Origin of the sequence: Cytobacillus sp. FSL W7-1323, from assembly GCF_038595015.1 — a bacterium.
Classification (GTDB): Bacteria; Bacillota; Bacilli; order Bacillales; family Cytobacillaceae; genus Cytobacillus; species Cytobacillus kochii.
Map to the genome: position 1 here is coordinate 1633037 of NZ_CP151998.1, position 26985 is coordinate 1660021.

Sequence of the window (26985 nt, forward strand, 5' to 3'; positions counted from 1 at the left end):
TTATATACAATTAGTCTTCGAAATATTCAACACAATTATCTACTGGTAAATAAATATCTTGAATACATTGAACTGCACAGAAGCAATCCAAATCTACAGTGATACAGTTTTCACTAGAACGGAAACCATCTACTTTACAAATTTTAGATAAATCAATGCAGCAACCTTCTGTAATATCAGCTGTTTCATAGCAACCAGGACTTGTTTCAGTAACTGGTTCTAAAACTCTTAGCGTAGCACATGAATTATCGAATATCTCTTCTACTCTAAAGAAAATTGACGTACAAGAGCAATCATCAACATTTGTTAAAAATGCGTGGAATGGTGAACCATCAGCTGTACTTAACGTAAATACGCGCGTGTTAGGGCGTCTCACTCTCTTCTTTTTACCTCTCTTTGGAGAGATCGCACCGATTGGTTCTAAAAAACAATTAGAGCCACAATTACAATCTTCATCTTCACGAATTTGATCTTGGATATCTCTTATCGCACGTACGACTTCAGCTACACAGCTGCCGTATTTATTATCCTTTTTGTTACAACCCATATTCTTTTCCTCCTTATTCATTCTTTGATCTACATTAATAACATATTGAAGAAACAGGCTATGGGTTACGGACAAACGCCTTATTTTTTGAAAAAATAGGCATATTTTTTAAAGGAAGGGTGGAGATATGAATGGATCTTACCTTTTTTGAATTTCTTTTACTCTCATTTGCTTCTTTCCGTCTAACAAGACTAATTGTTTATGATCAAATCACTGAATTTATAAGAAGACCATTTATGTTAGAAGTTGATGAAGAGGATGAACATGGGAAAATAGAAACATATATCATTCCAAAAAATAAAGGTATAACTGGATTTTTTGGTAAGCTTCTTAGTTGTTATTGGTGCACTGGGATATGGAGTGCGGTGATTATATACTTAATGTATGCATATTTCCCTACAATAGGTGTGTTGTTAGTGGTGATTTTGTCAATTAGTGCATTGGCGGCAATTATTGAAGGGATCATTCAAAAAATGATTATTCAATAAAAATTGGGCTATTGGATTATACGAGCTCTTCCTCACTTGAATATGTTAAAGGTAAAAGGCATATATGATGAAGGAGGGCATTTGAAGTTGAACAAAAAAATATATACAAATAAAGAAGCTTTTAAAAAGAGAATTGCAGAATCAGGGGGAAGTAAAAAATCCTCCGGTTGTGGTTGTGGAAAGAAAAAGAAGAAAAGCAATTAATATAAAAAGACGAGCCATTAATAAATGGTTCGTCTTTTGTTTTTTTTGGATAAGAAATTAACTTTTAGAGAAAATAAAAAAATAATGAAAAAGGTAAGGAAGGGACAAGAATGCCAAAATACTTGCTACTATTTATAAGTTTATTTTTAATTGCTGGATGTAGTAAACATGATTCTAATGAAGCACCGTTATCACTTGTTAAAGCAACAAACCCTACTCCGTCATTAATACATAGTGAATCACGGTCAACTGATGAAGATATGCTGCAAAGTATAGAAAAAGATATCGAAAAACAGAAAGAATTATATGATGCAGCAATTGTAAAGAATGATGATACCGTTTTAGTTGTTTACAAAGTAAGACATTTACAAAGATTTCACATGAAAAAAATTGAGAAAAATGTTACAGGGAAATTAGAAGATAAATATCCTGATGTTAAATTTATTGTTTCAAGTGATTTTAAGATTTTTCTTGAAGTAGTCGAATTACATGAACAAATGAAGAATCCCAATTTTAGTGCAAAAGAAGCCGAAAAAAAGTTCGAGAAAATAGTTAAGTTGAAAAAAGAATTAACATAGGAAGGTGAATAAGGATGTGTGCTAAACCAAAAAAAACGCCTGACCAAGAGCAATATGATCAATTAGAAAAAAAATATGAAACGAAGCGCCCAGTCTTGAAAAATTGTCTTCGGGCATTTTGGGTTGGAGGATTATTCTGCATAGTAGGACAAGCGATTTCATATTTTTATATCTATTTCTTTAATTTCACAGAGCAAACAGCAAGTAATCCTACTGTAGCTACTATGATATTTATTGCGATGCTTTTAACTGGATTTGGTGTTTATGACAGACTTGGACAATTCGCAGGAGCAGGTAGTGCAGTGCCAGTAACTGGTTTTGGAAATGCGGTTATTTCAGCGGCAATTGAACATCGCACGGAAGGGTTTGTCCTCGGTGTCGGTTCTAATATGTTTAAGCTAGCAGGTTCGGTTCTATTATTTGGAGTATTCTCAGCTTTTGTGGTTGCATTAATCAAAACTATTCTAATATATATGGGGGTAATTTAATGCTAAAGGGGAAGCAATCATGGGTTTTTAGTCAACGCCCAGCTATTATTGCTACCGGTGTGACTGGAGGGCCGTTTGAGGCAAATGGTCATTTAGCTGATGACTTTGATCTTCTCCATGAAGATTTATGGATGGGAGAAGATTCATATGAAAAAGCACATCGTGTGCTAATGGAAGGTGCTAGTCGAACGGCATTAAGAAAAGCAGAAATGGAAAAAAAAGATGTGCAATTCTTCCTAGGTGGTGACTTAATTAATCAGATCACCCCGACAAGTCTCAGCGCAAGATCATTAGAAATACCTTACTTCGGTTTGTTTGGTGCATGTTCCACATCAATGGAAGGATTAGCGCTTGGTTCATTTATGATTAATTATGGTGGGGCAAATGCAGTTATAACAGGAGCAGCAAGTCATAATGCTGCTGTTGAAAAACAATTTCGCTACCCTACAGAGTATGGAGGGCAAAAGCCACCAACTGCACAATGGACAGTAACAGGTGCTGGTGCAGCACTTCTCGTTCAAAATAATGGAGGAAATGATCCGGTTACGACAGCTGCAACAATCGGTAAGGTGGTTGACATGGGGGTGACTGATCCATTTAATATGGGTGGGGCAATGGCTCCTGCAGCAGCAGATACCATTTATAATCATTTTCAAGACATGCAAATAGAACCCTCTTATTATGACTTAATTGTTACTGGAGACTTAGGAAAAATTGGTCGTGTAACTGCATTGGAATTATTAAAGAATAAGGGGCTTATTATTCCAGATGAACAGTTCCAAGATTGTGGCATACTCATTTATAAAGAAGATCAGCCCGTGCAATCAGGTGGAAGCGGTGCAGGTTGTTCTGCATCCGTTTTATATGGTCACCTCTTAAATAGAATGAAAAGAGGAGAGCTAAAAAAGATCTTAATGGTCGCTACAGGAGCCTTATTATCGCCACTTACAGTACAACAAAATGAATCAATTCCATGTATTGCACATGCAGTGGCGATTGAAATGCCATAAAGTTAGGAGGATGAATATATGCTACCAATGTTTTTTTGGGCTTTTGTTGTTGGAGGCTTATTTTGTGTGATTGGTCAAATTTGTTTTGATGTATTTAAACTGACACCAGGTCATACTTTGAGTGCGCTTGTCGTGTTAGGAGCGATATTGGATGGGGTAGGACTTTACGAGCCATTATTGGATTTTGCTGGTGCTGGTGCATCTGTACCCATAACGAGTTTCGGTAACTCACTTGTGCACGGAGCTTTACAAGAAGCAGAGCAACATGGATTAATTGGCGTACTAACAGGGATGTTTGAAGTTACGAGCTCAGGTATTTCATCCGCCATCCTGTTTGCTTTTATTGGCGCCCTTATTTTCAAACCAAAAGGATAAGCCTGATTTCAATGAATTAAGGGCCAAGCGGGTACATGCCCAAACATTCTCATATAACCATACATAATGTATAAGGACAAATACATTAGTGAGGTGAATTTATATGGGCTTTGGAGGCTATGGCGGCAATTGTGGTTGTGGCGGTTATGGCGGCGGCTACGGTTACGGCGGTGGCGGTGGCTATGCTGGAGGTACTTTCGTTTTAATCGTTGTCCTCTTCATTTTATTAGTCATTGTCGGTGCTAGTTTCTGCTAATTGTCTTTTATTCTTTGGAGAGATGTGTAATAATAGCATCTCTTCTTTTTTATAGTTATAAATTTTCTGAAAGAAATTTTTATCACGTTTTTAATTGGGCGACATAAGATAAATGGAGTTCAAGAAGGAGCGTGAGGTAGCGGATGGATAATCATTTTTTTAAGAATATCGAGAAAAAAACAGGCGTGAATATGAAGGATGTATTTGAATTAGCGGGCTCGTTACAAAATGCGAATTTTAAAGATGAAGACACGGTTCGTGGCGTCATTCGCAGGGTGTCGCAAATCGCCAACAAACCAGTATCTCAAGAAATGGAAGACAAAATTGTCGATTCTATTGTAAAAGAAGGTAAGTCTTTAGACTTTAATACAATAAACAAAATGATTAATAAAAAATAATGAGAGTCTAACAAGAATTTTTTATCGAACGATTGATTGCCTGCGTGAGATGATACACACGCAGGTTTTTTATTTACTATATATTTTATTTTTGATATGGGGAAGAAAGCGTGATGGATAGGCTTTTTTTCCTTTTCTATGTTGCAAAAGTGATAAATGTAACTGTTCCTTGGCTCTAGTCATTGCTACATATAATAGTCTTCGTTCTTCTTCTAAACTCTGCTCTGTTCCTGTACGATATTCTTCAAGGGCATAATCGTGGGGAAGGCTGCCATCGACTACACTTAAAATATAGACAAAGGGATACTCTAACCCTTTGGCTTTATGAATAGTACTAAAGGTTACAGCGTTCTCAATCGTTTTACTTATTTGCTTCATTTCTTTGATTTTTGCACGCATATGATCCGCATACTCAATGAACTCAAGTAAAGTAGTAAACTTCTTAGCAATTAATTTTAGTTCTCTTAAATCCTCTGAACCTTTATCCATTTTGTTTCCTTCATTACCACGCTTCTTAATGAAATCTTGTATTTGTAGCTCTTTTTCGATTTTTTCAAGTGCTAATAAAGGTGATAGTTGTTTAATTGCTTTAATCGTAGTTACCGTTTTCTTTGCTTTGCTTTGTTGAAACGCATATTTGCTCTGTACCATAGATAAACATTCAAGTAAGCTGCAATCATGTAAGATACTATTCGCTTTCATATCTTGCAAGTGTGATTGTGTTAAAAAAAGAGCCGGTAAGATATCCTTAAGAGCCTGCGCATCTTCCTCATTAATCGCAAGTCTTAAAAAACTAAGCAGTGTCCGGATAATAAAGCGATCATAAAATGATTCGGCATCTTGTTCTATTTTAAATGGAATATTAGACCTGGTAAATCGTTCAAATAGTGCACGACTTGTTGAATGCGTTCGATAAAGGATGGCAAAATCATTAGGTTGGTGCCCTTGTCTTATTCTCTCTTGAATATCTGTCAAAATCATTAAAGCTTCTTCTTCTTCATCGTAAGGGTAGAAGAGTGTAGGGTATGCTTCGTTTTTAAATTGTGCGACCATGTTTTTTGCTTTTCTTCTTTTGTTTTTTTTGATAACTTGACTCGCAAATGCAGTGATTTCGTGACTAGAGCGATAATTTTGTTGTAATGTAATTTGAAAACTGTCATCAAACATCTGTTCAAACTCGGTTAAATACGATGGATCACTACCTCTAAAAGCATATATAGATTGATCATCATCACCTACTGCACAAATATGCTCACTTTCAGGTACTAGCATTCTAAGTAATTCAAATTGAACTTTATTTACATCTTGGAATTCATCAATTAAGATATATTTAAATCGCTTTTGATACTGTGCTAAAATTTGCGGATTTTTTTTAAATAGCTCATAACAGCTACTGAGCATATCATCAAAATCAAAGGTATTCAATCGCTGTTTCTCTTCTTCATAGGCTTGATACATTTGTAGTACCTTTTCCTCCCATGAATCATTCGCCCTTACATCCGTAGGGGATTGCAGCGAGTTTTTCCAAAAGCTAATTAACTGTAAGGCCATATCAAAAGGGAAATCCTTTTCATCAATATGTAGGGCCCTTGCTGATTGTTTGATCATTTGTTCCTTCTGCCAGTTCTTTAAAAGGTAACGGTGGTCCCATTTTTGATTATTATGATCATGAAAAGAAAGAATACGATAGAAAATGCTATGGAAAGTTCCGCAAACCATTTGATTAATATGCTTTGCTGTAACGTATGGATAAGTTTTTATCCGTTGTTTCATTTCGTTAGCTGCCTTAGCTGTAAATGTAACGAGTAGAACAGAACGGGGATCAACTTGATATTCATTGAATAAATAAGCCGTTTTCCCTGTTAAAACGCGTGTTTTTCCACTTCCTGCTCCTGCGAGAACAAGTAACGGACCATGACAATACGTAACAGCTCTTTTTTGATCATGATCAAAAGAAATCCCGTGCTCTTCAAGTGAACGAAGATACCCCTCTGTAGGACTAGCTTGAGAAGCTGTATTTTCTGCAAATGGTGGAATATTTTTAATACGTACAGGGGTTTTAAAAGGCTTTTCCACTTCTTCGAGAATTGATCGACCTTGAGGTAAACGAAAGCCATTGACTTCTTTTTCTTTCGTTTTCTCTGTTGCTTTCGGAATGACTTCGTCCACATAAGCGCACTCTTTTTCATTGTTATGATAAAATTTTGGTTCATCCTGAATACCTAAATAAAATAAAACGTTTTCACCACAATGGGTACAATAAAGGTTCCCTCGTTTTCCTTCTTCATGTATAAATGGATAGTCTGATCGTTTCAGTGTATGTAATTGAATCAGTTCTTGCATTAATCGTGCACTTTTCATCATTTAGCCTCATAACTTAAAAAATTTACTGCATAAAATTAATCATAACAAAGATTTTAGCGCTAAAAAAGAATAAATATGTTTGTTATCAATTGAAAAGGGTTAGTAGTAAAGTAAAGGGGGCAGTGTAATGATTTATCCAATCTCAACCGTTCAAACGGCATACCAACAATATGTAGAGCGAATGTTTATGAATCGAAATCGCTCAATGACTTATAGAAATATTGAAAGGGTAGATCCATCCCGTGGTCAAACAGAAACCAATCATTTATATAAGGACAATAGAAAAAACCATTTATCCTCTTCGCTAAAAGATAGAGAAACAAATGGTAAACAGGGAATAAAAGGAAAATGCGTTGATTATTACGCATAATATTTCAATAGGTCTGGATATGTAACCCGTCTTCTTTTTCCCAGTCAGCATATAGAATTTCCTTCACATTCTCATAACCTTTCTTTTTTAATTTTTCATCTAGAAATTTGACATCCCAACCGAGAATGTTTAGGTTTTCATGAACAATCTCACCATCTAAAATGATATTAATTGGCACCTTAATCTTCGGATATTTTAATTGCAAGTCCTCAATGGTTGGCGTTGTATATTCAGGCTTTTTCAAGGCGGTAATTGTACCATTTGTCTCTAAGAATGCATATTCGCATTGTCTTAAAGAGAAAATATCTTTTGCCCTCAGTAATTCTTGCAGCTGGTTGAGGTCCAAATGATTCTTTTTCAATTGCCCATATTCAATTTTTCCTTTACGAATCACAATGGAAGGACCGCCTTCTAATAATTTTCTTGTTCTTCTGAACTTCTGTGTGATTTTTTCTGTAGTAAGAATCAAAATGGTCCAAAGAAGAACAGAGAAAAGCATTTGACTTATCCCTGTATTCTCATCATAAAGTGCATTTCCTACTAGTTCTCCTAATACGATGGCAGAAATAAAGTCAAAAGGAGTGATTTGGGATATTTGCGACTTTCCAAGAATCTTGGTCATAATGAAAAGGGCAATAAATCCAACAACGAGAACGAAAGTAATATGTATATATTCATGCATGGGAAACACACCTCTTAAACAAATTTACTGTGACCTTGTTATTGTGTGCTCTTCCCCATTTTTTATGATTAAAAAGACGATCGGATTTTTATTAAATTCAAGCTTCTACATTGTTAATGAAGACAAAAAAGAGATGCGGAATGCACCTCTTTTTTTGCATTTAAATTTGTTTCTTCATTGTTCGGTGAGGTATTCCTGCATCAAGAAATTCTTCAGAGATGACTTCGTACCCTATTCGTTCATAAAAGGGAATCGCATGTGTTTGTGCGTGAAGTTTTAAAGCAGGTACACCTTTTTCTATAGCAAAAGATTCGATCGCATGCATTATTTCTTTGCCGGCTCCTGTTTTTCTTGCATTTTCTTTTACACAAATGCGTTCTACTTTACCATAGCCATCTACAATTCTGAAACGCCCAGCACCACTAGGTTCATTATCTTTATAAAGTACAAAGTGTGTAGCTTCGTCTTCAAATTGATCGATTTCTTCTTCTAATGGAACTTTTTGTTCGTCTACAAATACTTCTTTTCTTACTTGATAAGCTTCTTGTAGCTCTTGTTCGTTTTCTACTATTTTAACGTTCATGTTGTTTTAACCCTTTCCGAGGCGGAATGTTTCATGTACACTCCAAGATCCGTTTTCTAATTGATATAATAAGTGGAATCGATCAACCGTTTCTTCGTGTTCTACATCAAGCATTTTCAGTGAACCATAAACATCAGAATGTTCATCATCGGAAAGTTTTTGTCCAATTGTAATATGAGGGACAAAAGCATATTCTGATTTTTCTCCAACTGTTTGTTCATTGATTTTTTCATGTAGTCGTTCGAGTTCATCTGTTGGGTTAATCTTTAAGTAAATAACGTTATTAACAGGTTGAAATGAACTCACCTTTTTAACGTTCATGTGAAAAGGTTGTTGAACTTTTGCAATTGCATTCAAAGCATCAGTTGTTTGTTTTACTTCTTCTTCTGTAGCTTCAAATGATTTTAATGTTACATGTGGAGGAATCAATGCGTAGTGAGGGTCATATCTTTTCCGATAAGAGTTCGCCAAGTCTTGAATTTTTTTTGACGGAAAAATAACGATTCCATATTTCATAGTTCTACCTCCAAAATAAAATATTTTAAAGAACTTGTCTTATTTTACTATTATAACAAATTTTCAAAAATCATCATATACTAACGAATGTATATAGAAGAAAAAGACAGTTTGACTAAGAAGTAGCCAAACTGCTGTTTCATTAAAGCATTTGCTTGAGAGCACGTTTTAAATCTGGTTGCCAATATGTCCATGTATGATCGCCATCAAATTCATCATAAAAATAAGGGAAGCCTTTATCCTTTATTAATTGTGAAAGTTCCCGATTGGGTGTAAGGAAATCTTCTTCCTTACCGTCAGTTGTTTTGACTGTTGTCTCACCCGTACCAATCACATGATATATATTTAACAGATGTGTATCTTTAAAGGATTTGACTTCTTCCATTACTTTTTCATTCGCTAATGGCGATTGTAAAATGACTGTCCCAAAAGTATTAGGGTATTGTAGAGCAGTTAAAAGAGATACAGTCGCCCCTAAGGAGTCGCCGATCAATGCTCGCCCCATTCCCATTTGGTACGTTGGATATTTTTCGTCAAGGTAAGGTACAAGCTCGTGAGCCAAGAATCTGATATAAGCAGCATTTTGTTCACCATCTGGATGATATTTACGACGGCGGTCTTGTACATTTTTATAAGGAATACCAATGATAATTGTATTTTCCATTTCTTTTGCATCAAGCAACTCATCCGCTGTTCTGCCGATTCGTCCTAATTGAAAATAGTCTTTGCCATCTTGAGCAATTAAAATATTATATTTATATAGCGGTGAATAATTGCCCGGTAAGTATACAAGTATTTCTAAATCTTCCCCTAGTACCTCACTTTTAAAAGTAAAGTCCGTGATTGTCCCTTTTGCTGTATTCATAAAGTAGAACTCCTTTGTTAAAATAATAATCCTATATGGGGTTATATTATCACACAGTGGATGAAACTTCATATAGTAAGTCTTCATTTCCTTAATGAAGAAAGATTCACTCAATTAAGTATGTATGTTTATTTTCCACTTCTATTATATGTAAAGAGCTCTATAATTATAAAACTTCATGAAATTAAGCAAATACCAGTGAAATCAATTGACAGATATACGCTAAAATAGTATATTTATAAATGTCTTAAATATATACATAAACGATTCCGTAGCTCAGCTGGGAGAGCGCTACCTTGACAGGGTAGAGGTCGCTGGTTCGAACCCAGTCGGAATCATTAATTGAGTTGTATCAAGAGTTTAACGCTGTTAGTAAACTGTATAATGTACTATGGTCGTAGCTGGAAATGCTACAATCCTGAAAGACCACTTCGCATATTTTGTGAGGTGGTCTTTTTTTATGCTTTTAAAGTTTGCTGTTCAGGATTTTCTTGATGATAGGCTTTTTTTAAAATGTAACTCCTAAAAATCTAGAAAGTTACCGTATTATGATTAAACAATTTGAGGACTTTTGTTTAGATCGCAATGTTTTAAATGTTGAAGATATAACAGTAAACACAGTCAAACAGTTTATCCTTTTCTAAAACAAGATAACAATGCAACTACTATAAACTCCAAATTACAACGTGTCCGTGCTTTCTTATATTATATGATTGAATGTGAAGTCATTACTGATAATCCTGCTAAAAAATAAAGAAAGGCACAGAAGATATAAAGATTGATGCCTTTACTGATAGTCAAATTAAACAAATGTTGAACTATTATAGAAGGCTAAAACATAAGGATAAAGCTTTTTAGATTGTGGGGTAGGGTACAATGTCCTAGAGGTCTGCGAGTTGAAATTATACGCAATAAATTTTTCAACTGAAACCACCATTTACCAACTTTGTATTACTTAAGTAGACTATTGAAATACTGAAAATGTTGCGGTACTATTATACTAGTAAGTTTACAATTTTAGTATTTAAGGGAGAAAACTGAATATGAAGAAGTTTTTTAAGATTGGTTGCATGGGATTTATTGCAATTTTTGTACTAGGTATTATTGGTGCTATCTTTTCAGGTGGGGATGATGAAACTACACAACCTACTGAAAAGGCTGAACCTGCAAGCACTGAAGAGGTAGCAACTGAAGAGACAGATAAAGAAACTGAAAAAGTAAAAGAAGAAGATGCAGAAGAAATGGCTGAAGAAACTACTGAAGAAAAAGAAGAACCAAAGGAAGAACCTAAAGAAGAAGTGAAGGAAGAAAAAGAACCTGAACTATCTCTTTCACAACAGAACGCAATTCAAACTGCTGTGAATTACCTAGACTATACAGCCTTTTCTAGAACTGGTTTAATTGAACAGTTAGAATATGAAGGTTACAGTAATGAAGAAGCAACATATGCGGTAGATCACATTGAAGTTGACTGGAAAGAACAGGCTGTTCAGGCAGGTAAGAACTATCTTGACTTTACTTCATTCTCTAGAAGTGGGTTGATTGACCAGTTAGTTTATGAAGGGTTTAGCCAGGAACATGCAACTTATGCAGTTGATCAAATAGGATTATAAGAACCAGGGAAGCGAAAGCTTCTCTTTTTTTATCTGAATATTTACCTTTCGTTGTTGTCATATGTTGTAATATATTTTGAAACTACTTGGTTAGATCAATTGGTTGAACAGGTAATTGAAACTGGTGCGGTGAAGCTTACATACTTTTCATTATTCCTTTAATGTCAGCTTCCATTTCACCAATATTTTCTATAATAAATTCAAGTGGTTTTCCCATATCATTCACTGCTATGTTTTCATTAGTTCAGAACTCTTGAATAACTCGTAACCAAGTTCTGAAGGGGGGGATAACTGCATTTTACAGTTCTATTTTCAGGAATTCCCGTAACAAGTATTTAAAATATTACTTGATAAAATCATTTTCTTGCAAATTTTCATATGAAAATGTCATGTTAATCCTGGGATATGAGAAAAGACCCCTATAGACTCTTAAAGGAAGTGAAATGAGGTAAATCAGCCACGTTAAATAGCGAGTGTAAACAAGTCTTACTGCGAAGAAAATGCGAAAAGTGAGTGGGGTGTAAATTAGTAAAAAAGCACCTCATTTCGAGGCGCCTATAAATTATGATTCTGTTCCTTTACTCATGTGCAAAGGAGGCGGGATTAACCAACCTTTTTCCTTATTTAACTTTAACATTTTGGCACCAAACTGAGCTTTATTCATATGGAACTGACCATACATCATTGCGACATCTTCTCTGATTGATTGACCAATTGCTTGACTACATGCAACTAATCCAGCTGCAGTATCAGCAGAGATTGCAGCACTGATCTCTGGGTCAGTGGATCTTGCACCAACAGGAATATCATTTAAATCTGCATTAGGGCGGGCAGGTGGTGCAGGTGGTAACCCGATTCCATTACTTTTTAAAAGCTCTTCTAATTGTTGGTTCTCAGCACGTAACCCTTTAATAGCTTCTTCTATTAGCTTTTTTAAGTCATCATCGCCAGCATGGTTCATAAGTGTCTCATAACCAGATATCGTTCCATTGTTTGTAAAAAGGTTAGTGAATAGTCCATAAACTTCACCATAATGTAGTGGTTCATCTTTTGGATTTCCGCTTAAAATTCCCATAATTGCACTCCCTATCTTATTAAGTTTCATGATTTTCTCCTTATGTAAGGATTGGCCACGATAGATAGTTTGTGTATGCAATATATAAATTATTCATGAGTGAAAATAGTTAATAAAGGCCCGTTTTAAAACGAGGCGTTTCTTTAAGCTCTGCTTAATTGGATATAAGAATATAAGTAACAAAGCTCACGATATAAATGATAAAAAATAGAAAAGCGGTTTTGGCGGTTTTAGATTGGAGATATCCTTTTAAATTATTTTTAAAAATACCTGAAATGAAAACTATAAGCGAAATGACGAAAGCTACAATAGCAATTATAAAGGTGAGCTGTTCCATAAAAAATATTCCCCTTTCAAAATAGGTTTCATCAAAAGCTTAAATTGTGGAGGAATTCCACACAATCGAAATACATTACAAAATATGTATTAGTGTGACAATTTCGTCATATTAAGAAAAAGTGGGTAAATAAATTATGATATTACAAAAAGGTAAATTTGAATTTAAAGATTCCCTTGTCTAGCTCACCTTCTTTGAAGAATTCCTCGGTTCAGTATGATTAAGTGTGGTGAAATTCAGATTAAGTAGTAGGTGCCATGTTGTGTTGAGAAAAGTTATTCTGATGTTTTGGAAGATGGAGGTACGAACTAAGCCAAAAACATAAAGACGAATTATGAATGTAGGTAGGTCTATTGGAAAAACTTAAAAACATAATAAAGGAAGCCTCGCTAAACAAGGCTTCTTGGTATTTAGAGTAGGGTAGAAAGAGTTTGTATTCACAGTTTGTTTAAGGATACTACTTTTAGTAGTACCAGTAGGATAGAAGTTAACGCCATAAATACAGCCCGAACATATATGTCCGGACTTTTTTATTTATTGATCTCGATTTTCTCTATCTTCTTCTTTTATATCAGATAAATCATTTTCCTCAGCGAATTCTGTAGAGTAACTCACTTGTCTTCCATCAATAACACGATTATCGACGTCTCTGTCTTCTTCTTCTGTCATTGGTGCAAAGAGAAGAGATAGGCAAATGAGGCCGCTAATTCCGACTAATGTATAGACAATGCGAGAGAGGATGGCATCTTGGCCTCCGAAAATCGTTGCAACTAAATCAAATTGGAATAATCCAATAAGTCCCCAGTTAATCGCGCCAATAATAACAAGCGCTAAAGCGATGCGTTGTAATGTTTTCATTGTATGATCTCCTTATTCTAATTTTTATTACATCTATATTTTTTGATAACAGGATTTTTTTATACACGAAGACATTTGTGTCTATTTGATATTTTTTACTAATTATGGTATTATTAGAATAATCAAAAAATAATTATAGCAATTGTTCTTTTTTAGGATATCCTAATAAAGAGGTGATAAAAGAATGTGGTGGTTTCTTATCTTGATTCTTTCCCTTCTAGGATTTGGACTCGTGATTGACTGGGTAGCGAAGAAGAAAGGTTTAACAAAATTTGATCCTGAAGAGAATGAAAAAAATGTCCCAGATTCACAACGTATTTATACGGAGAATTATTTACAACAAATACGAAATCAAGACGATCAAGGTTTCCATTAAAATAATTAGAGGGTGTCCCACAAGGGCAGCCTCTTTTTTCATTAGTATTAGTAAAAATATTTACAAATCCTTGGGGTGTGTCAGAAAGTTAAATAGCATAGTTGAACTTAATTATAAGTATTGTGAGAGACAAAACAAATACAGAAGTGCATTTTACTTAGAATTACTGTATTTATTAAAGGAATAAAGACAACTTTGGCAAATAGTTCGAGGTTAATGTCGACAGTAGAGAGCACTCGATTATAAAAAGAAGTTAAAGGAATAATCATGAATAGCTTTTTGGTGAGTCTTCTAGCTTTATGAGGACTCACCTATTGTACTTTTAATTTGATTGCTCATCCATAACCGTACTTAACTTTCCTTTGACCTCAGAAATTAAGCTGATTTGAATAATATTAAAAATAATAGATACCGCCAGACTGCCAATAAAGAAACCGAGCAAGGTTTTTAGCTTTGCATTGATTATTTTCATCATCTTATTTGCCACTCCTTCCGTTATTATTAGGTATTTTTAGCTTTTATTTGTAAATTATGTATGTCGATAAAGCGATGAAAGGTGAATAAAAAACTATCTCTTGAAACATATTGAGAAAGAGGTTAATTGTGAAGGAGGTAAAGTTATGAGTAAGGAGGAATATCTAACAGCATTACATATAGATAGTAAACAATTTCAACAATTGCTATCTGATTATTGGAAGTCATATTCTGACTATACACATTGGCAATTTTGGATGGTACTCTTTCTCTTTATTGCTCCTTTAGTGTTCGTCTATTTTTTTATTGATCGAAAGCGGATATTTGAGGTGTTTTTCTACGGATATACAGTGAATATGTTATGGACCTTTATCGATACAATGTTATTGCGGAAAGGTTTGTTTATTCATAATTATTTTCTCATTCCTTCATTACCTAGTGCAACAAATATGACGACCTCTTTACTTCCGGTTGTTTTTTTATTTGTTTATCAATATTGTACAAATAGACAAAGAAACTTTTATTTATATACAATTATTGTGAGTGCTATTATTGCATTTGGTTTTGCAACGATTGAAGAGAAGGTAGGCTTCGTAAGCTTTTATGGAAGTATGAATCAGTTCTATATATTTTTGATTGACCTAGGGATATGTTTTACTTCATATTGGTTCACTATATTTTTTCTTAGGTTAAAAGAAAATGCGTTTGCCAATAATTGAAAAAGAGATGTTCTAATGCAGTTGGAGTGCTAATTATTGCTCCCCTCTAGGTAATTGACAATAGAAAGGTCTTTATCGTCATGGCTTTTACGATAAAGATCTTTTTCGCTTTGATATACCTCTCACTTAATATCGTTTAACAAGGAAATATAAAAAAAGCTGAACAAATAAGGAGTGTGCATGAGAAGTGGAATGCAGTAAAGAAGCCGAACGAGAAGTATATAATTATTAATTTTTTCATTTATCATTTGCGTGGTAATGGTGAGTACATACAAACAAATTAAAAATAGCGAGGGAGTGAATTAAATCGATTCACTTCCTCGCTTTAAGATCCGTGGGAGACCTTTTCTTTGCCTCCCTAGGGCATTGCTTTTTACTTAATGGTTATTTTTGATTACGGAGCTGTTGTTCACCTAAAGCAACCAGTCGTTTAGTCATTTCCCCTCCGACTGATCCGTTAGCACGTGCAGTGGTTTCTGCGCCAAGTTGTACACCAAATTCTTGAGCGATTTCTTCTTTCATTTGATTTAATACTTGACCTGATTCGGGAACGACTAATTTATTTCTGCTCATTGAACAAATCACTCCTTCGTCATTTTGAGCAAGTGAAACATTGCTCTTTTATAAGGTTTCCTAATGTAAGGGCTATCATTCATATGGGTAAAAACTAACAGGTAAAAAAATGAGTAAATTTTCTAAAAAATATAAAATTGAGCATTGACTTATGAGAATTTTGCGATAAAATAAGAATAACTTAATAGATGTCATATAATCTAACATCTATTAGTTAAGTTATATGACGCGGGAAATGGGGGAGAAAAGATATGGATGAAATATTTTATCTGAACAGTGTGTGGACAATGATTGCTGCAATTTTAGTTATTTTTATGATTGGTGGATTTATATTACTTGAAGCAGGATCTACACGAATGAAAAATGCAGGTCATATTACCGGGAAAACTATTTTTACAGTGGGATTAACTTTCCTTGTTTTCTGGGCTGTAGGTTATGGATTTATATTTGGAGGAAACGCGAATTTCTTTGTTGGCATGACGGACTTCTTCTATTCAGGAGCTGAAAGTGGAGATTCAGGTTTATCTGATACGGTTTTCTTTGTATTCCAAAGTGCCTTTGCTGCTATTGCTGTTTGTATCGCCTTAGGTGGTTTTGCTGAAAGAGCAAAGTTCCCAGTCTATGTTGTTTTTACTATTTTATTCTCTGCTGTTATTTATCCGGTTGTTGCACATTGGATATGGGGTGGAGGCTGGTTAGCGGGACATGAGAAGCAAGATTTCGCAGGCTCAACAGTTGTCCATTTAACAGGTGCAATGGCTGCCTTAGCTGCAACTATTTTATTAAAGCCTCGTATCGGGAAGTTCAATAAAGATGGTTCTAGTAACAATATTGCAGGACATAACCAAGTCTATACTTCATTAGCTGTGCTTATTCTTTGGGTAGGATGGTTTGGATTTAATGCAGGTAGTACAACATCAGTTGATGGTGCATTTTTCGGATTTGTTGCACTAAACACAAATTTAGCTGCAGCGATGGGTGCGGTTGCAGCATTAGCTATCTCTTGGATCGTTCTTGGTAAATCTGATATTGTTACAACATTAAATGGTGCACTTGCAGGTTTAGTTGCCATTACGGCATCGTGTGCTTTCGTTGAACCTTGGGCTGCTGTTGTTATAGGTTTAGTTGCCGGACTTTTAGTATTCTTTAGTGTAAAGTTCTTTGATAAAATGAAAATTGATGATCCAATCTTCGCATTATCTGTTCATGGTGCAGCTGGAGTATGGGGTACTTTATCTACAGGATTCTTTGCAACACCAGAATTAGCAGAGCAGGTAACTGGTCAAGCAGGATTATTCTATGGTGGCGGATTTGGCCAATTAGGCGTTCAAGCGTTAGGAGTTGTAACATCAGGACTTTTTGCCTTTGTTGCTTCATTTGTCATTCTCTTCGTAATGAAGAAAATGATGAATGGTCTCCGTGTTAGTGAAGAAGAAGAAGTGATGGGCTTAGACATGAGTGAACATGGTAGCTATGGTTATCCAGAAGAGTTTATGTCAAGTGAGAAACAAACGAAATTAACATCATAAGGTGAAGCCTCCTATAGTGGGAGGCTTTTACCCTCTGTAAGGAAGTGTTGTTTTTGCCGACGGATGATTTTGAGACATATGAAGCGATTAGAGATTGGCGGGATTATGAATTAACTAAGAAAAAGTTTAATCAAGTGCAATTAAACAATTTTCATGATGAAGTAATGAGAGCTACGTTTCATTATGCTGTAAAAAGATTAGGGGAAAAACCACCGAGCGAGTTTGCTTGGTTTATAACAGGTAGCGGTGGAAGAGAAGAACAAGGTTATATAAGTGATCAAGATCATGGGATCATCTATGAAGAAAAAGACGCCACCTTGCAAAGATATTTTCATCAGTTAGGCAAAGAATTAGCCGAGGGGCTCAATATTGTTGGTTACCCATACTGTGACGGTAAAATTATGAGTAGTAATCCCCTTTGGTGTAAGTCACAACCTGAGTGGTTTGAGCAACTACAGTCATGGCTAGATGAAAAATCTTGGGCAACAATGAGGCATCTGCAAATATTCTTTGATGCAAGAGTGTTAGTGGGAGAAAGCGAATATATTAATCATTTAAAGAGAAGTGTGCATGAGGCAGTTCAAAAAAATCCTTATAACTTAAAGAGATTATTGGATAATATACAGCATATAAAAACCTCTATTGGGCCGTTGGGGCAAATATTAACGGAAAATCATGGATCACATAAAGGGGAAATCAATATAAAGTACGCAGCATTCTTACCTTTCGTTAATGGCATTCGATTACTTTCTATAAAGGAGGGAATAGTTGAAAGCTCGACATTGTCACGGTTAGAAAGATTAATGTGTAAAAAGCCATATAAACACGCATTATTACCGTATCATCATGATTTCCAACAGTTACTAAAATTACGCCATTCACTACTTACCCCTATGTCAACCTACGAAGATGGCCATTATTTAAATGTGAGAAACATGAATAGGGAAGAAAAAAGTAAGATAAAGGTGATTTTGAAAAATGGCAGAAGACTTCATCAATATGTAGAAGATGTAATTGAGCAGGAAGTGAAATAATGGCTTTTGAACCCTTTTTTCAATTTGTCCGAAAGTTAAATCAAACTAGGTTCGGTGGGCTCCAGACGCAAGACTCTAAATCAATGGCTTTCATGAGACAGCTTCAAAAAGATTTAAATCAAGATCGATTGATACAAACGTCATTAAATCAAATGAGTGCTGTAGTTGTCGATATAGAAACAACGGGGTTTAGTCCAGATAATGGTGATCAGATACTATCAATTGGAGCTGTCAAAATCCTAAATGGAAGAATTGATCATGACAATTACTTTTACTCTTTAATACAATATGAAAAAGATTTAGCTTCATCAATAAAGCATTTAACGGGATTGAAGGAAGAGGAGTTAAAAAATGCGCCACCTTTAGCAGATGTGTTAATGGAATTTTTGAAATATACGGAGAGCTTACCTTTCATTGCTCATCATTCAAACCATGAAAAGCGCTTCTTTCAGCATGCGTTTTGGCAGCTTTATCGAACATCATTTAAACATCGCGTATTTGATACCTCCTTTTTATATCGTATCATTGATACAGTGGAACACTCTGTTAGGCTAGAGACATTATGTGAAAAAAATCAGATTGAAGTCAAACATCGCCATCATGCTTTAGGTGATGCCATGTTAACAGCTAAACTTTGGGTATGTTATGTTGAAAAAGTCAAAGAAAAGGGCTGCTTTACAATGCAAGATGTTTATGAAAAGTTAGCTAAATTACCTTAATTGAAGTAATGCCACAGATGATTGAACTGTGGTTTTTTTTATTAAAAGAATTTCAAGTAGTGACATTTGTCATGTGAAGGGGGTGACATCACACACTAAACGGACAAGTAAGCCATCTCATATAATTTTAGTAAGGAGATGGTGTTAATGGAAACAATCATTGCTACGAAACATTTGACTAAAAGGTATAAGGATTTATGGGCAGTTAACGATGTGTCTTTTGAAGTTGAAAAAGGGGAGTTATTAGCTGTACTAGGGAAGAATGGGGCTGGTAAATCAACCACCTTGCTGATGTTATTAGGGTTAGTTAAACCAACCTCAGGAAATATACTGATTTTAAATAAGAAACCTCATGAGCGAGCGGTGAAAGAAAGAATTGGTGTGATGCTCCAAGAGGTCAGTGTCATTGATGCATTGTCTGTGAAAGAAGTATTACTCATGTTTAGTAGTTATTATGAAAACCCTTTACGTTTAGAAGAAGTGTTGGAAATTACAGGTATCCCTATAGAGCTGCTTAAGAAAAAGGCGTATAAACTCTCGGGTGGTCAAAAAAGAAGGTTGAATTTTGCATTAGCCATTATAAGTAATCCACAAATCGTTTTTTTAGATGAGCCAACTGTTGGCATGGATAGTACAGTAAGAAAAAAATTTTGGCAAGCGATACAATATTTAAATGATGAAGGTAAAACGGTTATTTTTACCACTCATTACTTACAAGAAGCTGATGATGTTGCCAAGAGAATTATGTTATTTAATCAAGGAAAGGTGATTGCTGATGGTTCACCTTTACAATTAAAAAGTCATTTGTCTGATGGAGCTATCTCGTTTAAATCAGATCAGGTTGATATCAGCTTGCTACAAACATTTTCTCATGTCATAAGTGCGAAAATAACTGATCAACGGATTGTGTTAACAACTTCTTCCACTGATGCGCTTTTGGGGGAGTTGTTTGAAAAAAAGGTCGTTATGCGAGACATTCATTTACATCGGGCAAGACTTGAAGATGCGTTTGAATTATTAACAGTAGAAAGGGGGATCAGTGAATGAGAGGATGGTTGATGCAGACAAAAGTAGAGGTATTAAGGATATTTAGAAATCCTTATTTTGTTTTTTGGTCTTTATTTATGCCTATCGTTTTTTATTTTGTTTTTACAAATATATTTAATACTGGAATGGGAGACAGTTGGAACAGTCGGTTCTTAATGTCCGTTACTTGTTTTAGTGTGATGGGGACGAGTATTTTGACGTTGGGCATTCGATTAGTAGAAGAAAAGGCTCATGGTTGGTCCACTTTAATGAGAACAACCCCGCTTAGTTCAAGTGTTTATTTCTCAGCAAAAATGGTTGGGCAAACGATGATTCACATTTGTTCTGTAACCATTATTTTTGTTGTTGGTGCGGTGATAAATGGGGTTAATTTGAGCGTTTGGCAATGGCTGACAAGCGCGCTATGGATATTAATTGGCGCTTTACCTTTTCTCGCTATTGGAACAATTATTGGTGCAATGAACAAGGTGGAGACAGCTGCTGGAATCAGTAATTTCTTTTATATGGTCTTAGCTTTCATGGGGGGGTTATTTATGCCAATTGAAGTGTTGCCATCAATTTTTAAGTCAATTGCTAAAGCGATTCCTTCCTATCATTATGGAGCGGGTGTATGGGAGATTACAGAAGGTGGCAACCCTTCTTTGCTGAATATTGCTGTATTAGCAGGATATTTCCTTCTATTTGTAGTATTAAGTATTTATATTAGAAGAAAGCAAGAAGTGGTGGTGTAAGCTTTTTGGGTTATAAGTTATTTCCTGTCAAATATGGTTTTCTCCCATATGTTTTTTTGGTCTATTTAATGTTTCCGATTATTGTTTTAATAAATGAAACAGGGGTAAAGGCAGTGATTGGATGGATGCTTTTATTCCTTTTTTTTCTATCTTATAGGAAACTTTTCTTTGATCCACCAATGTCCTCTTATATGGGTTGGTTAATACTACAATTGATCATTATTATTATTTTTACCTATTTTTATCAACCTTCATTAGTATTGCTCGGGTTCTATTGTGCAAATTTCATCGGGTGGCTGCGTAATTCTAAGATGTTTACAATTAGTATGATTTTATTTGTATTCTCTTCGATTTTACCTGTTATTTTACAATATGAAATGTTGAGCGAATCCACTTATCTCTTCGTAATGGTTGTTGTTATGATTATATCTCCTTTTGGTATTCACTCCATGTCGACGAAAATGGAGTTAGAAGAAAAATTAAATGAAGCAAACGAACAGATTGAAGTATTAATTAAAAGAGAAGAGAGAATGAGAATAGCTCGAGATTTACATGATACACTCGGTCATACACTATCTTATATAACATTAAAATCTCAACTAGTAGCGAAAATGACTAAGCATCAAGCTGATCCCCAAATTGTCACCAAAGAGGTAAATGAAATCGAGCGGACTTCACGGATTGCCTTAAAACAAGTAAGAGAGTTAGTGGCAGACATGCGAGTTTTAACAATTGCTGAAACGATTAGTGATTGCAAAGGGATATTAAATTCAGCCAATATTACGCTGGAGGTAACAGGGCTGAATAGATGTGAAAATATGACATCAATGATGCAAAATATGATCAGTATGTGTATAAAAGAAGGAATTACAAATATCGTTAAGCATTCTCGGGCGACTCATTGTGTAATTGGATTATCGCAAAATAATTTAGGGATAGAGGTAACTATTTCAGACAATGGAATAGGATTTAATCGAGACACGAAATTAGGGAATGGTTTAAAAGGCATGTCTGAACGTCTAGAGTTAGTTGAAGGTAGCTTGAACTTTTTCCATTATGAAACAGGGTTATCTGTCAATGTATTCATTCCAATTGTAGAAAGAAAGTTCGGAGGTACTTAAATGATATGATAAGAGTTTTAATAGCTGAAGATCAGCAGATGTTAAGAGGAGCGTTAAGCACATTATTAAACTATGAGGAAGATATAGAAGTCATAGCGCAAGCGAGTAATGGAAAAGAAGCAACAGAATTAATTCATCAATTGGCACCAGATGTATGTTTATTAGATATTGAAATGCCTATAAAAGGTGGATTAGATTTAGCAGAGGAAATATTTGAAGCAAAGTCATTATGTAAAGTTATTATCTTAACAACGTTTGCTAGAACAGGTTATTTTGAAAGGGCAATAGGAGCAGGAGTTCACGGATACTTATTAAAAGATGGACCGAGTGAAGAACTAGCTGAAGCCATTAGGCGTGTGATGAATGGTCAGAGAATGTTTTCTCCGGAACTGGTATTTAATCAATTGAGACAAGATAACCCACTCACTTCCAGGGAAAAGGAAGTGTTGAAGCTTATTGCGTCGGGTTTAACTTCAAAGGAGGTTTCGGCGCACCTTTTTTTGTCTGCTGGGACGGTGCGCAATTATATGTCAGAAATCATTAATAAGTTAGAGGCAAAGAATAGGATTGAAGCAATAACTAAAGCAAAGGAGAAAGGTTGGATATAGTGGCTTACATAAAAGGTGGAACGCCCTTACTAAATTCAGTTATTAATGTAGAAATTGATTGTAATTGTTGATCATCTAAGTCAAATGCTACCTTGACTTTATTTTCTAAATCCGATGTGACTCGTCTTTTTCCCACTTCAACAAGTGCGATGAGCGAGAAGCTGCAGCTCACAATTCGAGCGAAGTCTCGTTGTGTCATATTATAACTTTTTCTAATAAATTTAATCATATCTTTATTCATATTTTTACTCAAATCCATCACCTACTATAATTGCAAATTTAAAATCACGCTCTCTATAAAATTAGCACTTTTTTACGTTGTTTGTCAAAGTATATTGTTGACAAATAACATTTTACCTGTTAGTGAATGAGTTGTTTTCTCATTGTAAGTATATAGTAGACTACAGTTATCTTCATTTTAATTGATTGCCCATAATAATAAAAAGAGACTGGGATTCACACTTTCCCAGTCTGCTTCAGATTAGACAATTTCTATGTTAGTTGTCTTATGACTTCGTGTGTCAATTATTTTCTTGATGTAAATGATTAACACGATGATCGATAAGACTGTCCCAATTGTTAAAGATATTGGATAAGATAATTGCAATCCTTCAGGTGCGTAAAATATATAAGTAGCAGATACTCCTGTCATGAACATAGCTGGAATTCCTGTTATGAGGTGCTGCTTATTAGATTTTAGTAGGAAACTTGTTGCTGTCCAAAGCATAATCGTGGCAGATAATTGGTTGGTCCAACCAACATATCTCCATAAGAAGGAATAATCAATCGTTGCTAAAAGAAATGTTGGAACACCAACTAATAATGTGACAAGTAGTATCTGTCCATTCCCTTTAAAGTTCAAGTACTTCGAAATAGTTTCAGAAAGCATCATTCTCGATGAACGTAACGCTGTATCTCCTGTTGTAATAGGTAGAATAATAACACCCAGTATCGCTAAAATGCCCCCTAGTGTACCTAAAAGTGAAATGGAAATTTCATTCACCACGCCTGCTGGCCCGCCGGTCGCTAAAGCTTCCTGTAAGCCACCTGTTCCTCCGAAGAATGTCATTCCTGCTGCTGCCCAAATAAGGGCGATGATTCCTTCACCAATCATTGCTCCGTAAAATACTTTTCTTCCATCAGACTCTTTTTTTAAAGTTTTTGATACAATTGGACTTTGTGTTGCGTGGAAACCAGATATAGCGCCACATGAAATGGTAACCATTAATAATGGCCAAATTGGCAATTCTTCAGGGTGTAAATTGCTAAAAGTTAAATTTGGAATAGGTTGACCATTAAATAGTAAAGCGATACCAATGGACACAGCCATAAAGATTAATATCGCACCGAATATCGGATAAATTCTACCAATAATTTGGTTAATCGGGAGAACCGCTGCAATAACGAAATAAGCAAATACAATCATTAACGATACAGTAAAACTAAGTGGGGTAATAGAAGAAATCAATTGGGCTGGGCTTGCTGTAAAAGCAGCTGCTACCAAAATCATTAATATAATGGATAATATATTAATAAAAACTTTCATTCCATTCCCTAGATATCTACCAACGAGATTAGGGAATTGTTCTCCCTTATGTTTAAGTGAAAGCATTCCTGAAAAATAATCATGAACAGCTCCAGCGAAAATACAGCCAATAACAATCCATATAAACGCGACAGGTCCGTATAATGCACCCATTAATGCGCCAAATATCGGACCGGTGCCAGCAATGTTTAATAGTTGAATAAGATTTCCTTTCCACCAGCTCATTGGGACAAAGTCCATGCCGTCTGCTTCTGTATACGCTGGGGTTTTTCTACTATCATCGATACTAAAAACTTTCTCTACGAATTTCGAATAAAACATGTATCCAAGAATAAGTAATACAATTGCTACAAGGAATGTTGCCATATTTAAGTGCCTCCTGCTGATGTGATATATTTCTGAAACTTTGGAATATATGATGTATTGTAAGTGCTTTTTTGCTGTAAAGCAATACTTTTTCAGAAAAATGTTATTTTTATATAATTTTCTAATAGATGAACTTATTATTGGCTATTATGAACCTCTGAACGGGGCAGAACATAATTTGGTATTATATGTTGTCAGAAGAAAATTAAATAAAGGGAGGTAAGTGTTTATGACCATTATTATTCAGTCACAGGAGAAGCCCCCTATTCATTCATTTAGTCCTATACAACAAGATATTTATAGAGCACTCGATTCTTCACCACAGCAATTTTTTTATGATTCTGCTTTTGTTTTTGAATTTGAGCTACTCTTAAGAGAAAAACTAATTCAAGCCGCTTACCAGTTACATGAAAGTAAAGCAGAATTCGCTCCATTTGATGTATCAAGATTTAACCCTCAGATTTGGACAAAAACGAAGTACGGTTATGTATTAAAACCATATATATTACCCTCGGATGCGATAAGGGATGTGTTTCATAATAGCCACTTATATGCATTTGAATGTTCTACAGCAATTGTATTGTTATTTTATAAATCAGTATTGGATTCGATTTCGATTAGTCGATTTAACACTTTATTCCAAGGTCTTTTAGTTTGGGATTGGAATTATGATCAAGACTTAGGTATAGATACACGGATAGGAAGAGATTTCATTCCAGGAGATGTTGTTTACTTTTATAATCCCGATTTCGAGCATCCAATATGGACGGGAGAAAATGCAGTCTATTTAGGTAATGACCGATACTTTGGACACGGAGTAGGATTGGAAAGTGAAAGAGGGATGATAGAAGCATTGAATACGCTAAGAAAGCCAGGAGCGACACAGGATGCGTATCTTATTTCACAACATAGTCGCTTAAGTTACAAATACCTTTCACAATTTGCACGTAGAGTACCACATCAGAATTACGATTCTTCTATTTTCCAATTACTTTAATAGTAATACTTAATATGTCTCATAAAGGCATATTTTTTTTGTTCGTGGGCATACAAAAAATAGTAACTTTATTGGTGCCTTAAGGAGTTTTTTATATGAAATTAATTGATGTATTTAACTTATTACAAACGGACTTAAAAGATAGTGGTCATGAAGTAGTGAAAGGTTTAACTACAGATTCAAGGAAAGTAAAACGAGGATATTTATTTATTGCCATTTCCGGTTTTGAAAAGGATGGGCATAAATATATAGAAGAAGCAATTAAAAATGGAGCGATTGCTGTGATAGGGGAAAAGCGATTATCGCTCACTGTTCCGTATATTGCAGTTCAAGATTCTAGGAAAACATTAGGCATTTTAGCAAGCATATTTTATGCCCACCCCAGCAAAAAACATCGCTTAATTGGGATAACGGGCACAAATGGTAAAACAACTACAGCCTATCTCATCCACCATCTCATCAAAGAAGCAGGGTATTCTTGTGGAATGATAGGCACGATAGAAAATAATATTAATAACCAAACAAGAAAAGCTAAAAATACAACTCCAGACGCTTTAGAACTACAATCTTTATTAGCTGAAAGTATGGATGATTTTATCATACTAGAAATTTCATCCCATGCACTCCATCAACATCGTACAGAAGGATTACTGCTTGATATAGCTATTTTTACAAATTTAACTCATGATCATATGGACTATCATCATACGATTGAAGAGTATTACAGCGAGAAAAAGAAAATCTTTTCTTTATTAAAAGATGAAGGCGTTGGATTAGTCAACATTGAGGATACATGGGGGGCGAAAATAGCACTTGAGCAGGAACATAATAAAATAAAAACAATTGGTAAAGCTGGCGATTATGATCTGCAGCTCACGTTTAAAGATGCAAAATATCAGTTAAAAATATCAAGTGTTAAAAAAGATACTATTGTAGCAGATTCACCATTACCGGGGAAACATAATCTTTATAATACAGCTATCGCTATTGCTGCTTGTTTAGAATCGGGCATATCAAAAGAGGTAATATCGCAAGGATTAATGAATTTTAGAGGAGTACCTGGCAGATGGGAGAAATATTACAATAAGAAAGGGGCCGTATTTATTATTGATTATGCTCATACAGAAGATGCTCTCATCTACCTTCTCCAAACAGCTAAGGAAAATAGAGCGAAAAAAATATATATGGTTTTTGGATTTCGAGGAAAAAGGGATAAAAGCAAGCGAATTAAAATGGTTAAGGTGGCATCTACTTATTGTCGGCAGTTTATCCTTACATTAGATGATATAAATGGGGAGAGTAAAACGGTTGTAGAAGAAGAATTATATAACTTAACAAAACCATTTACAAATGGGGAAGTCATAATGGATCGCACTATGGCTATAAAGAAAATGTGGGAAATAGGAGGAAGTGGTGATTGGATATTTGTTATTGGGAAGGGGCATGAGAATTACCAAGATATTTTTCACCTTCAAACGAAAAATGACATTGAAACCATCCAATATTTAATAGAATGGGAAAAAGGTGAAGATCGTTAA

Annotated in this window: 32 protein-coding genes and 1 tRNA gene; 21 read left to right on the forward strand and 12 right to left on the reverse strand. The window is 35.0% G+C overall.

The genetic code is table 11. The features are described from left to right. Positions 1-10: 10 nt before the first annotated feature. Positions 11-547 (reverse strand): CotY/CotZ family spore coat protein, encoded by a 537-nt coding sequence (locus tag MKX67_RS08425; protein ID WP_095369778.1) that lies wholly within the window; start codon positions 545-547, stop codon positions 11-13. Positions 548-678: 131 nt separating this feature from the next. On the opposite strand from MKX67_RS08425, the gene MKX67_RS08430 reads away from it, so the two are divergent. The 7 genes from MKX67_RS08430 to MKX67_RS08460 all read left to right on the forward strand — a co-directional run bounded on the left by MKX67_RS08430 (position 679) and on the right by MKX67_RS08460 (position 4344). Beyond that, entirely contained in the window at positions 679-1035 is a 357-nt protein-coding gene (locus tag MKX67_RS08430; protein WP_095369777.1) for a DUF1360 domain-containing protein, read from the forward strand. Positions 1036-1349: 314 nt separating this feature from the next. Beyond that, positions 1350-1817 (forward strand): YhcN/YlaJ family sporulation lipoprotein, encoded by a 468-nt coding sequence (locus MKX67_RS08435; protein ID WP_322909178.1) that lies wholly within the window; start codon positions 1350-1352, stop codon positions 1815-1817. Between the two features lie 14 nt (positions 1818-1831). Then, a complete protein-coding gene (gene spoVAC / locus MKX67_RS08440) occupies positions 1832-2305 on the forward strand; it encodes a stage V sporulation protein AC (RefSeq protein ID WP_095369776.1) in 474 nt (157 codons plus the stop codon). Then, on the forward strand, positions 2305-3315 hold the full coding sequence (gene spoVAD, locus MKX67_RS08445; RefSeq protein WP_095369775.1) for a stage V sporulation protein AD: 1011 nt from the start codon (positions 2305-2307) through the stop codon (positions 3313-3315). Before spoVAC ends, spoVAD begins: the two co-directional genes overlap by 1 nt. Before the next feature lie 18 nt (positions 3316-3333). Beyond that, entirely contained in the window at positions 3334-3690 is a 357-nt protein-coding gene (spoVAE, locus tag MKX67_RS08450) for a stage V sporulation protein AE (RefSeq protein WP_095369774.1), read from the forward strand. A gap of 103 nt (positions 3691-3793) precedes the next feature. Then, entirely contained in the window at positions 3794-3946 is a 153-nt protein-coding gene (locus tag MKX67_RS08455) for a YjcZ family sporulation protein (protein ID WP_095369773.1), read from the forward strand. Between the two features lie 143 nt (positions 3947-4089). Then, positions 4090-4344 (forward strand): stage VI sporulation protein F, encoded by a 255-nt coding sequence (locus tag MKX67_RS08460; RefSeq protein ID WP_095369772.1) that lies wholly within the window; start codon positions 4090-4092, stop codon positions 4342-4344. A 69-nt stretch (positions 4345-4413) separates the two neighbouring features. Here MKX67_RS08460 and MKX67_RS08465 read toward each other — a convergent pair whose 3' ends face one another. Beyond that, positions 4414-6705: an ATP-dependent helicase gene (locus MKX67_RS08465; protein ID WP_341055154.1), complete on the reverse strand. Its 2292-nt coding sequence runs from the start codon at positions 6703-6705 to the stop codon at positions 4414-4416. 130 nt (positions 6706-6835) lie between these two features. Here MKX67_RS08465 and MKX67_RS08470 point away from each other — a divergent pair, with 130 nt between their 5' ends. Continuing rightward, positions 6836-7078: a hypothetical protein gene (locus tag MKX67_RS08470; RefSeq protein ID WP_342489132.1), complete on the forward strand. Its 243-nt coding sequence runs from the start codon at positions 6836-6838 to the stop codon at positions 7076-7078. A 4-nt stretch (positions 7079-7082) separates the two neighbouring features. Here MKX67_RS08470 and MKX67_RS08475 read toward each other — a convergent pair whose 3' ends face one another. The 4 genes from MKX67_RS08475 to MKX67_RS08490 form a co-directional block, all read right to left on the reverse strand. After that, positions 7083-7760: a DUF421 domain-containing protein gene (locus MKX67_RS08475; RefSeq protein WP_095369769.1), complete on the reverse strand. Its 678-nt coding sequence runs from the start codon at positions 7758-7760 to the stop codon at positions 7083-7085. Between the two features lie 160 nt (positions 7761-7920). Further along, entirely contained in the window at positions 7921-8343 is a 423-nt protein-coding gene (locus MKX67_RS08480) for a GNAT family N-acetyltransferase (protein ID WP_322909181.1), read from the reverse strand. 6 nt (positions 8344-8349) lie between these two features. Next, positions 8350-8859: a YjcG family protein gene (locus MKX67_RS08485; protein ID WP_095369768.1), complete on the reverse strand. Its 510-nt coding sequence runs from the start codon at positions 8857-8859 to the stop codon at positions 8350-8352. Between the two features lie 142 nt (positions 8860-9001). Beyond that, complete coding sequence (locus MKX67_RS08490; protein WP_095369767.1) at positions 9002-9724, reverse strand: esterase family protein; 723 nt, start codon at positions 9722-9724, stop codon at positions 9002-9004. 265 nt (positions 9725-9989) lie between these two features. On the opposite strand from MKX67_RS08490, the gene MKX67_RS08495 reads away from it, so the two are divergent. Then, positions 9990-10062: transfer RNA gene (locus MKX67_RS08495), tRNA-Val, on the forward strand. Between the two features lie 705 nt (positions 10063-10767). After that, complete coding sequence (locus MKX67_RS08500; RefSeq protein ID WP_322909182.1) at positions 10768-11337, forward strand: Ltp family lipoprotein; 570 nt, start codon at positions 10768-10770, stop codon at positions 11335-11337. Positions 11338-11899: 562 nt separating this feature from the next. Here MKX67_RS08500 and MKX67_RS08505 read toward each other — a convergent pair. Together MKX67_RS08505 and MKX67_RS08510 are read right to left on the reverse strand one after the other, a co-directional pair. Beyond that, positions 11900-12412 carry a DUF3231 family protein gene (locus MKX67_RS08505; protein WP_095373485.1) on the reverse strand — a complete coding sequence of 171 codons (513 nt, stop codon included), beginning with the start codon at positions 12410-12412 and terminating at the stop codon, positions 11900-11902. Positions 12413-13283: 871 nt separating this feature from the next. Continuing rightward, the gene (locus MKX67_RS08510) at positions 13284-13607 is read right to left on the reverse strand and encodes a DUF378 domain-containing protein (protein ID WP_095369765.1); all 324 of its coding nucleotides are present in this window, start codon (positions 13605-13607) and stop codon (positions 13284-13286) included. Positions 13608-13791: 184 nt separating this feature from the next. On the opposite strand from MKX67_RS08510, the gene MKX67_RS08515 reads away from it, so the two are divergent. Continuing rightward, positions 13792-13983, forward strand: coding sequence for a hypothetical protein (locus MKX67_RS08515; protein WP_095369764.1), 192 nt, complete (start codon positions 13792-13794; stop codon positions 13981-13983). Between the two features lie 322 nt (positions 13984-14305). Here the strand turns inward: MKX67_RS08515 and MKX67_RS08520 are convergent, their stop codons facing one another. Then, on the reverse strand, positions 14306-14458 hold the full coding sequence (locus tag MKX67_RS08520; RefSeq protein ID WP_157733742.1) for a hypothetical protein: 153 nt from the start codon (positions 14456-14458) through the stop codon (positions 14306-14308). A 145-nt stretch (positions 14459-14603) separates the two neighbouring features. On the opposite strand from MKX67_RS08520, the gene MKX67_RS08525 reads away from it, so the two are divergent. Then, positions 14604-15176: a hypothetical protein gene (locus tag MKX67_RS08525; RefSeq protein WP_095369763.1), complete on the forward strand. Its 573-nt coding sequence runs from the start codon at positions 14604-14606 to the stop codon at positions 15174-15176. A gap of 384 nt (positions 15177-15560) precedes the next feature. Here MKX67_RS08525 and MKX67_RS08530 read toward each other — a convergent pair whose 3' ends face one another. Then, a complete protein-coding gene (locus MKX67_RS08530; protein WP_095369762.1) occupies positions 15561-15749 on the reverse strand; it encodes an alpha/beta-type small acid-soluble spore protein in 189 nt (62 codons plus the stop codon). A 251-nt stretch (positions 15750-16000) separates the two neighbouring features. On the opposite strand from MKX67_RS08530, the gene MKX67_RS08535 reads away from it, so the two are divergent. The 7 genes from MKX67_RS08535 to MKX67_RS08565 all read left to right on the forward strand — a co-directional run bounded on the left by MKX67_RS08535 (position 16001) and on the right by MKX67_RS08565 (position 22538). Then, positions 16001-17278 carry an ammonium transporter gene (locus tag MKX67_RS08535; protein WP_322909183.1) on the forward strand — a complete coding sequence of 426 codons (1278 nt, stop codon included), beginning with the start codon at positions 16001-16003 and terminating at the stop codon, positions 17276-17278. A gap of 53 nt (positions 17279-17331) precedes the next feature. After that, positions 17332-18312: a DUF294 nucleotidyltransferase-like domain-containing protein gene (locus MKX67_RS08540; RefSeq protein ID WP_322909184.1), complete on the forward strand. Its 981-nt coding sequence runs from the start codon at positions 17332-17334 to the stop codon at positions 18310-18312. Continuing rightward, positions 18312-19031, forward strand: a complete 720-nt coding sequence (locus MKX67_RS08545) for an exonuclease domain-containing protein (protein WP_095369759.1) — start codon at positions 18312-18314, stop codon at positions 19029-19031. The genes MKX67_RS08540 and MKX67_RS08545 overlap by 1 nt, the downstream gene beginning before the upstream one ends. A gap of 147 nt (positions 19032-19178) precedes the next feature. After that, positions 19179-20078: an ABC transporter ATP-binding protein gene (locus MKX67_RS08550; RefSeq protein WP_095369758.1), complete on the forward strand. Its 900-nt coding sequence runs from the start codon at positions 19179-19181 to the stop codon at positions 20076-20078. After that, positions 20075-20809, forward strand: a complete 735-nt coding sequence (locus MKX67_RS08555) for an ABC transporter permease (protein ID WP_095369757.1) — start codon at positions 20075-20077, stop codon at positions 20807-20809. Before MKX67_RS08550 ends, MKX67_RS08555 begins: the two co-directional genes overlap by 4 nt. Positions 20810-20814: 5 nt before the next feature. Next, positions 20815-21930 carry a sensor histidine kinase gene (locus MKX67_RS08560; protein ID WP_342489133.1) on the forward strand — a complete coding sequence of 372 codons (1116 nt, stop codon included), beginning with the start codon at positions 20815-20817 and terminating at the stop codon, positions 21928-21930. A 5-nt stretch (positions 21931-21935) separates the two neighbouring features. Beyond that, entirely contained in the window at positions 21936-22538 is a 603-nt protein-coding gene (locus tag MKX67_RS08565; protein ID WP_095369755.1) for a response regulator transcription factor, read from the forward strand. A 4-nt stretch (positions 22539-22542) separates the two neighbouring features. Here MKX67_RS08565 and MKX67_RS08570 read toward each other — a convergent pair whose 3' ends face one another. Both MKX67_RS08570 and MKX67_RS08575 read right to left on the reverse strand, forming a co-directional pair. Next, on the reverse strand, positions 22543-22791 hold the full coding sequence (locus tag MKX67_RS08570) for a helix-turn-helix transcriptional regulator (protein WP_306469957.1): 249 nt from the start codon (positions 22789-22791) through the stop codon (positions 22543-22545). A 228-nt stretch (positions 22792-23019) separates the two neighbouring features. Beyond that, the gene (locus MKX67_RS08575) at positions 23020-24450 is read right to left on the reverse strand and encodes a carbon starvation CstA family protein (protein WP_307314746.1); all 1431 of its coding nucleotides are present in this window, start codon (positions 24448-24450) and stop codon (positions 23020-23022) included. A 229-nt stretch (positions 24451-24679) separates the two neighbouring features. Here MKX67_RS08575 and MKX67_RS08580 point away from each other — a divergent pair, with 229 nt between their 5' ends. After that, entirely contained in the window at positions 24680-25447 is a 768-nt protein-coding gene (locus MKX67_RS08580; RefSeq protein WP_095369753.1) for a protein-glutamine gamma-glutamyltransferase, read from the forward strand. Between the two features lie 95 nt (positions 25448-25542). Continuing rightward, positions 25543-26985, forward strand: a complete 1443-nt coding sequence (locus tag MKX67_RS08585) for a UDP-N-acetylmuramoyl-L-alanyl-D-glutamate--2,6-diaminopimelate ligase (protein ID WP_307314743.1) — start codon at positions 25543-25545, stop codon at positions 26983-26985.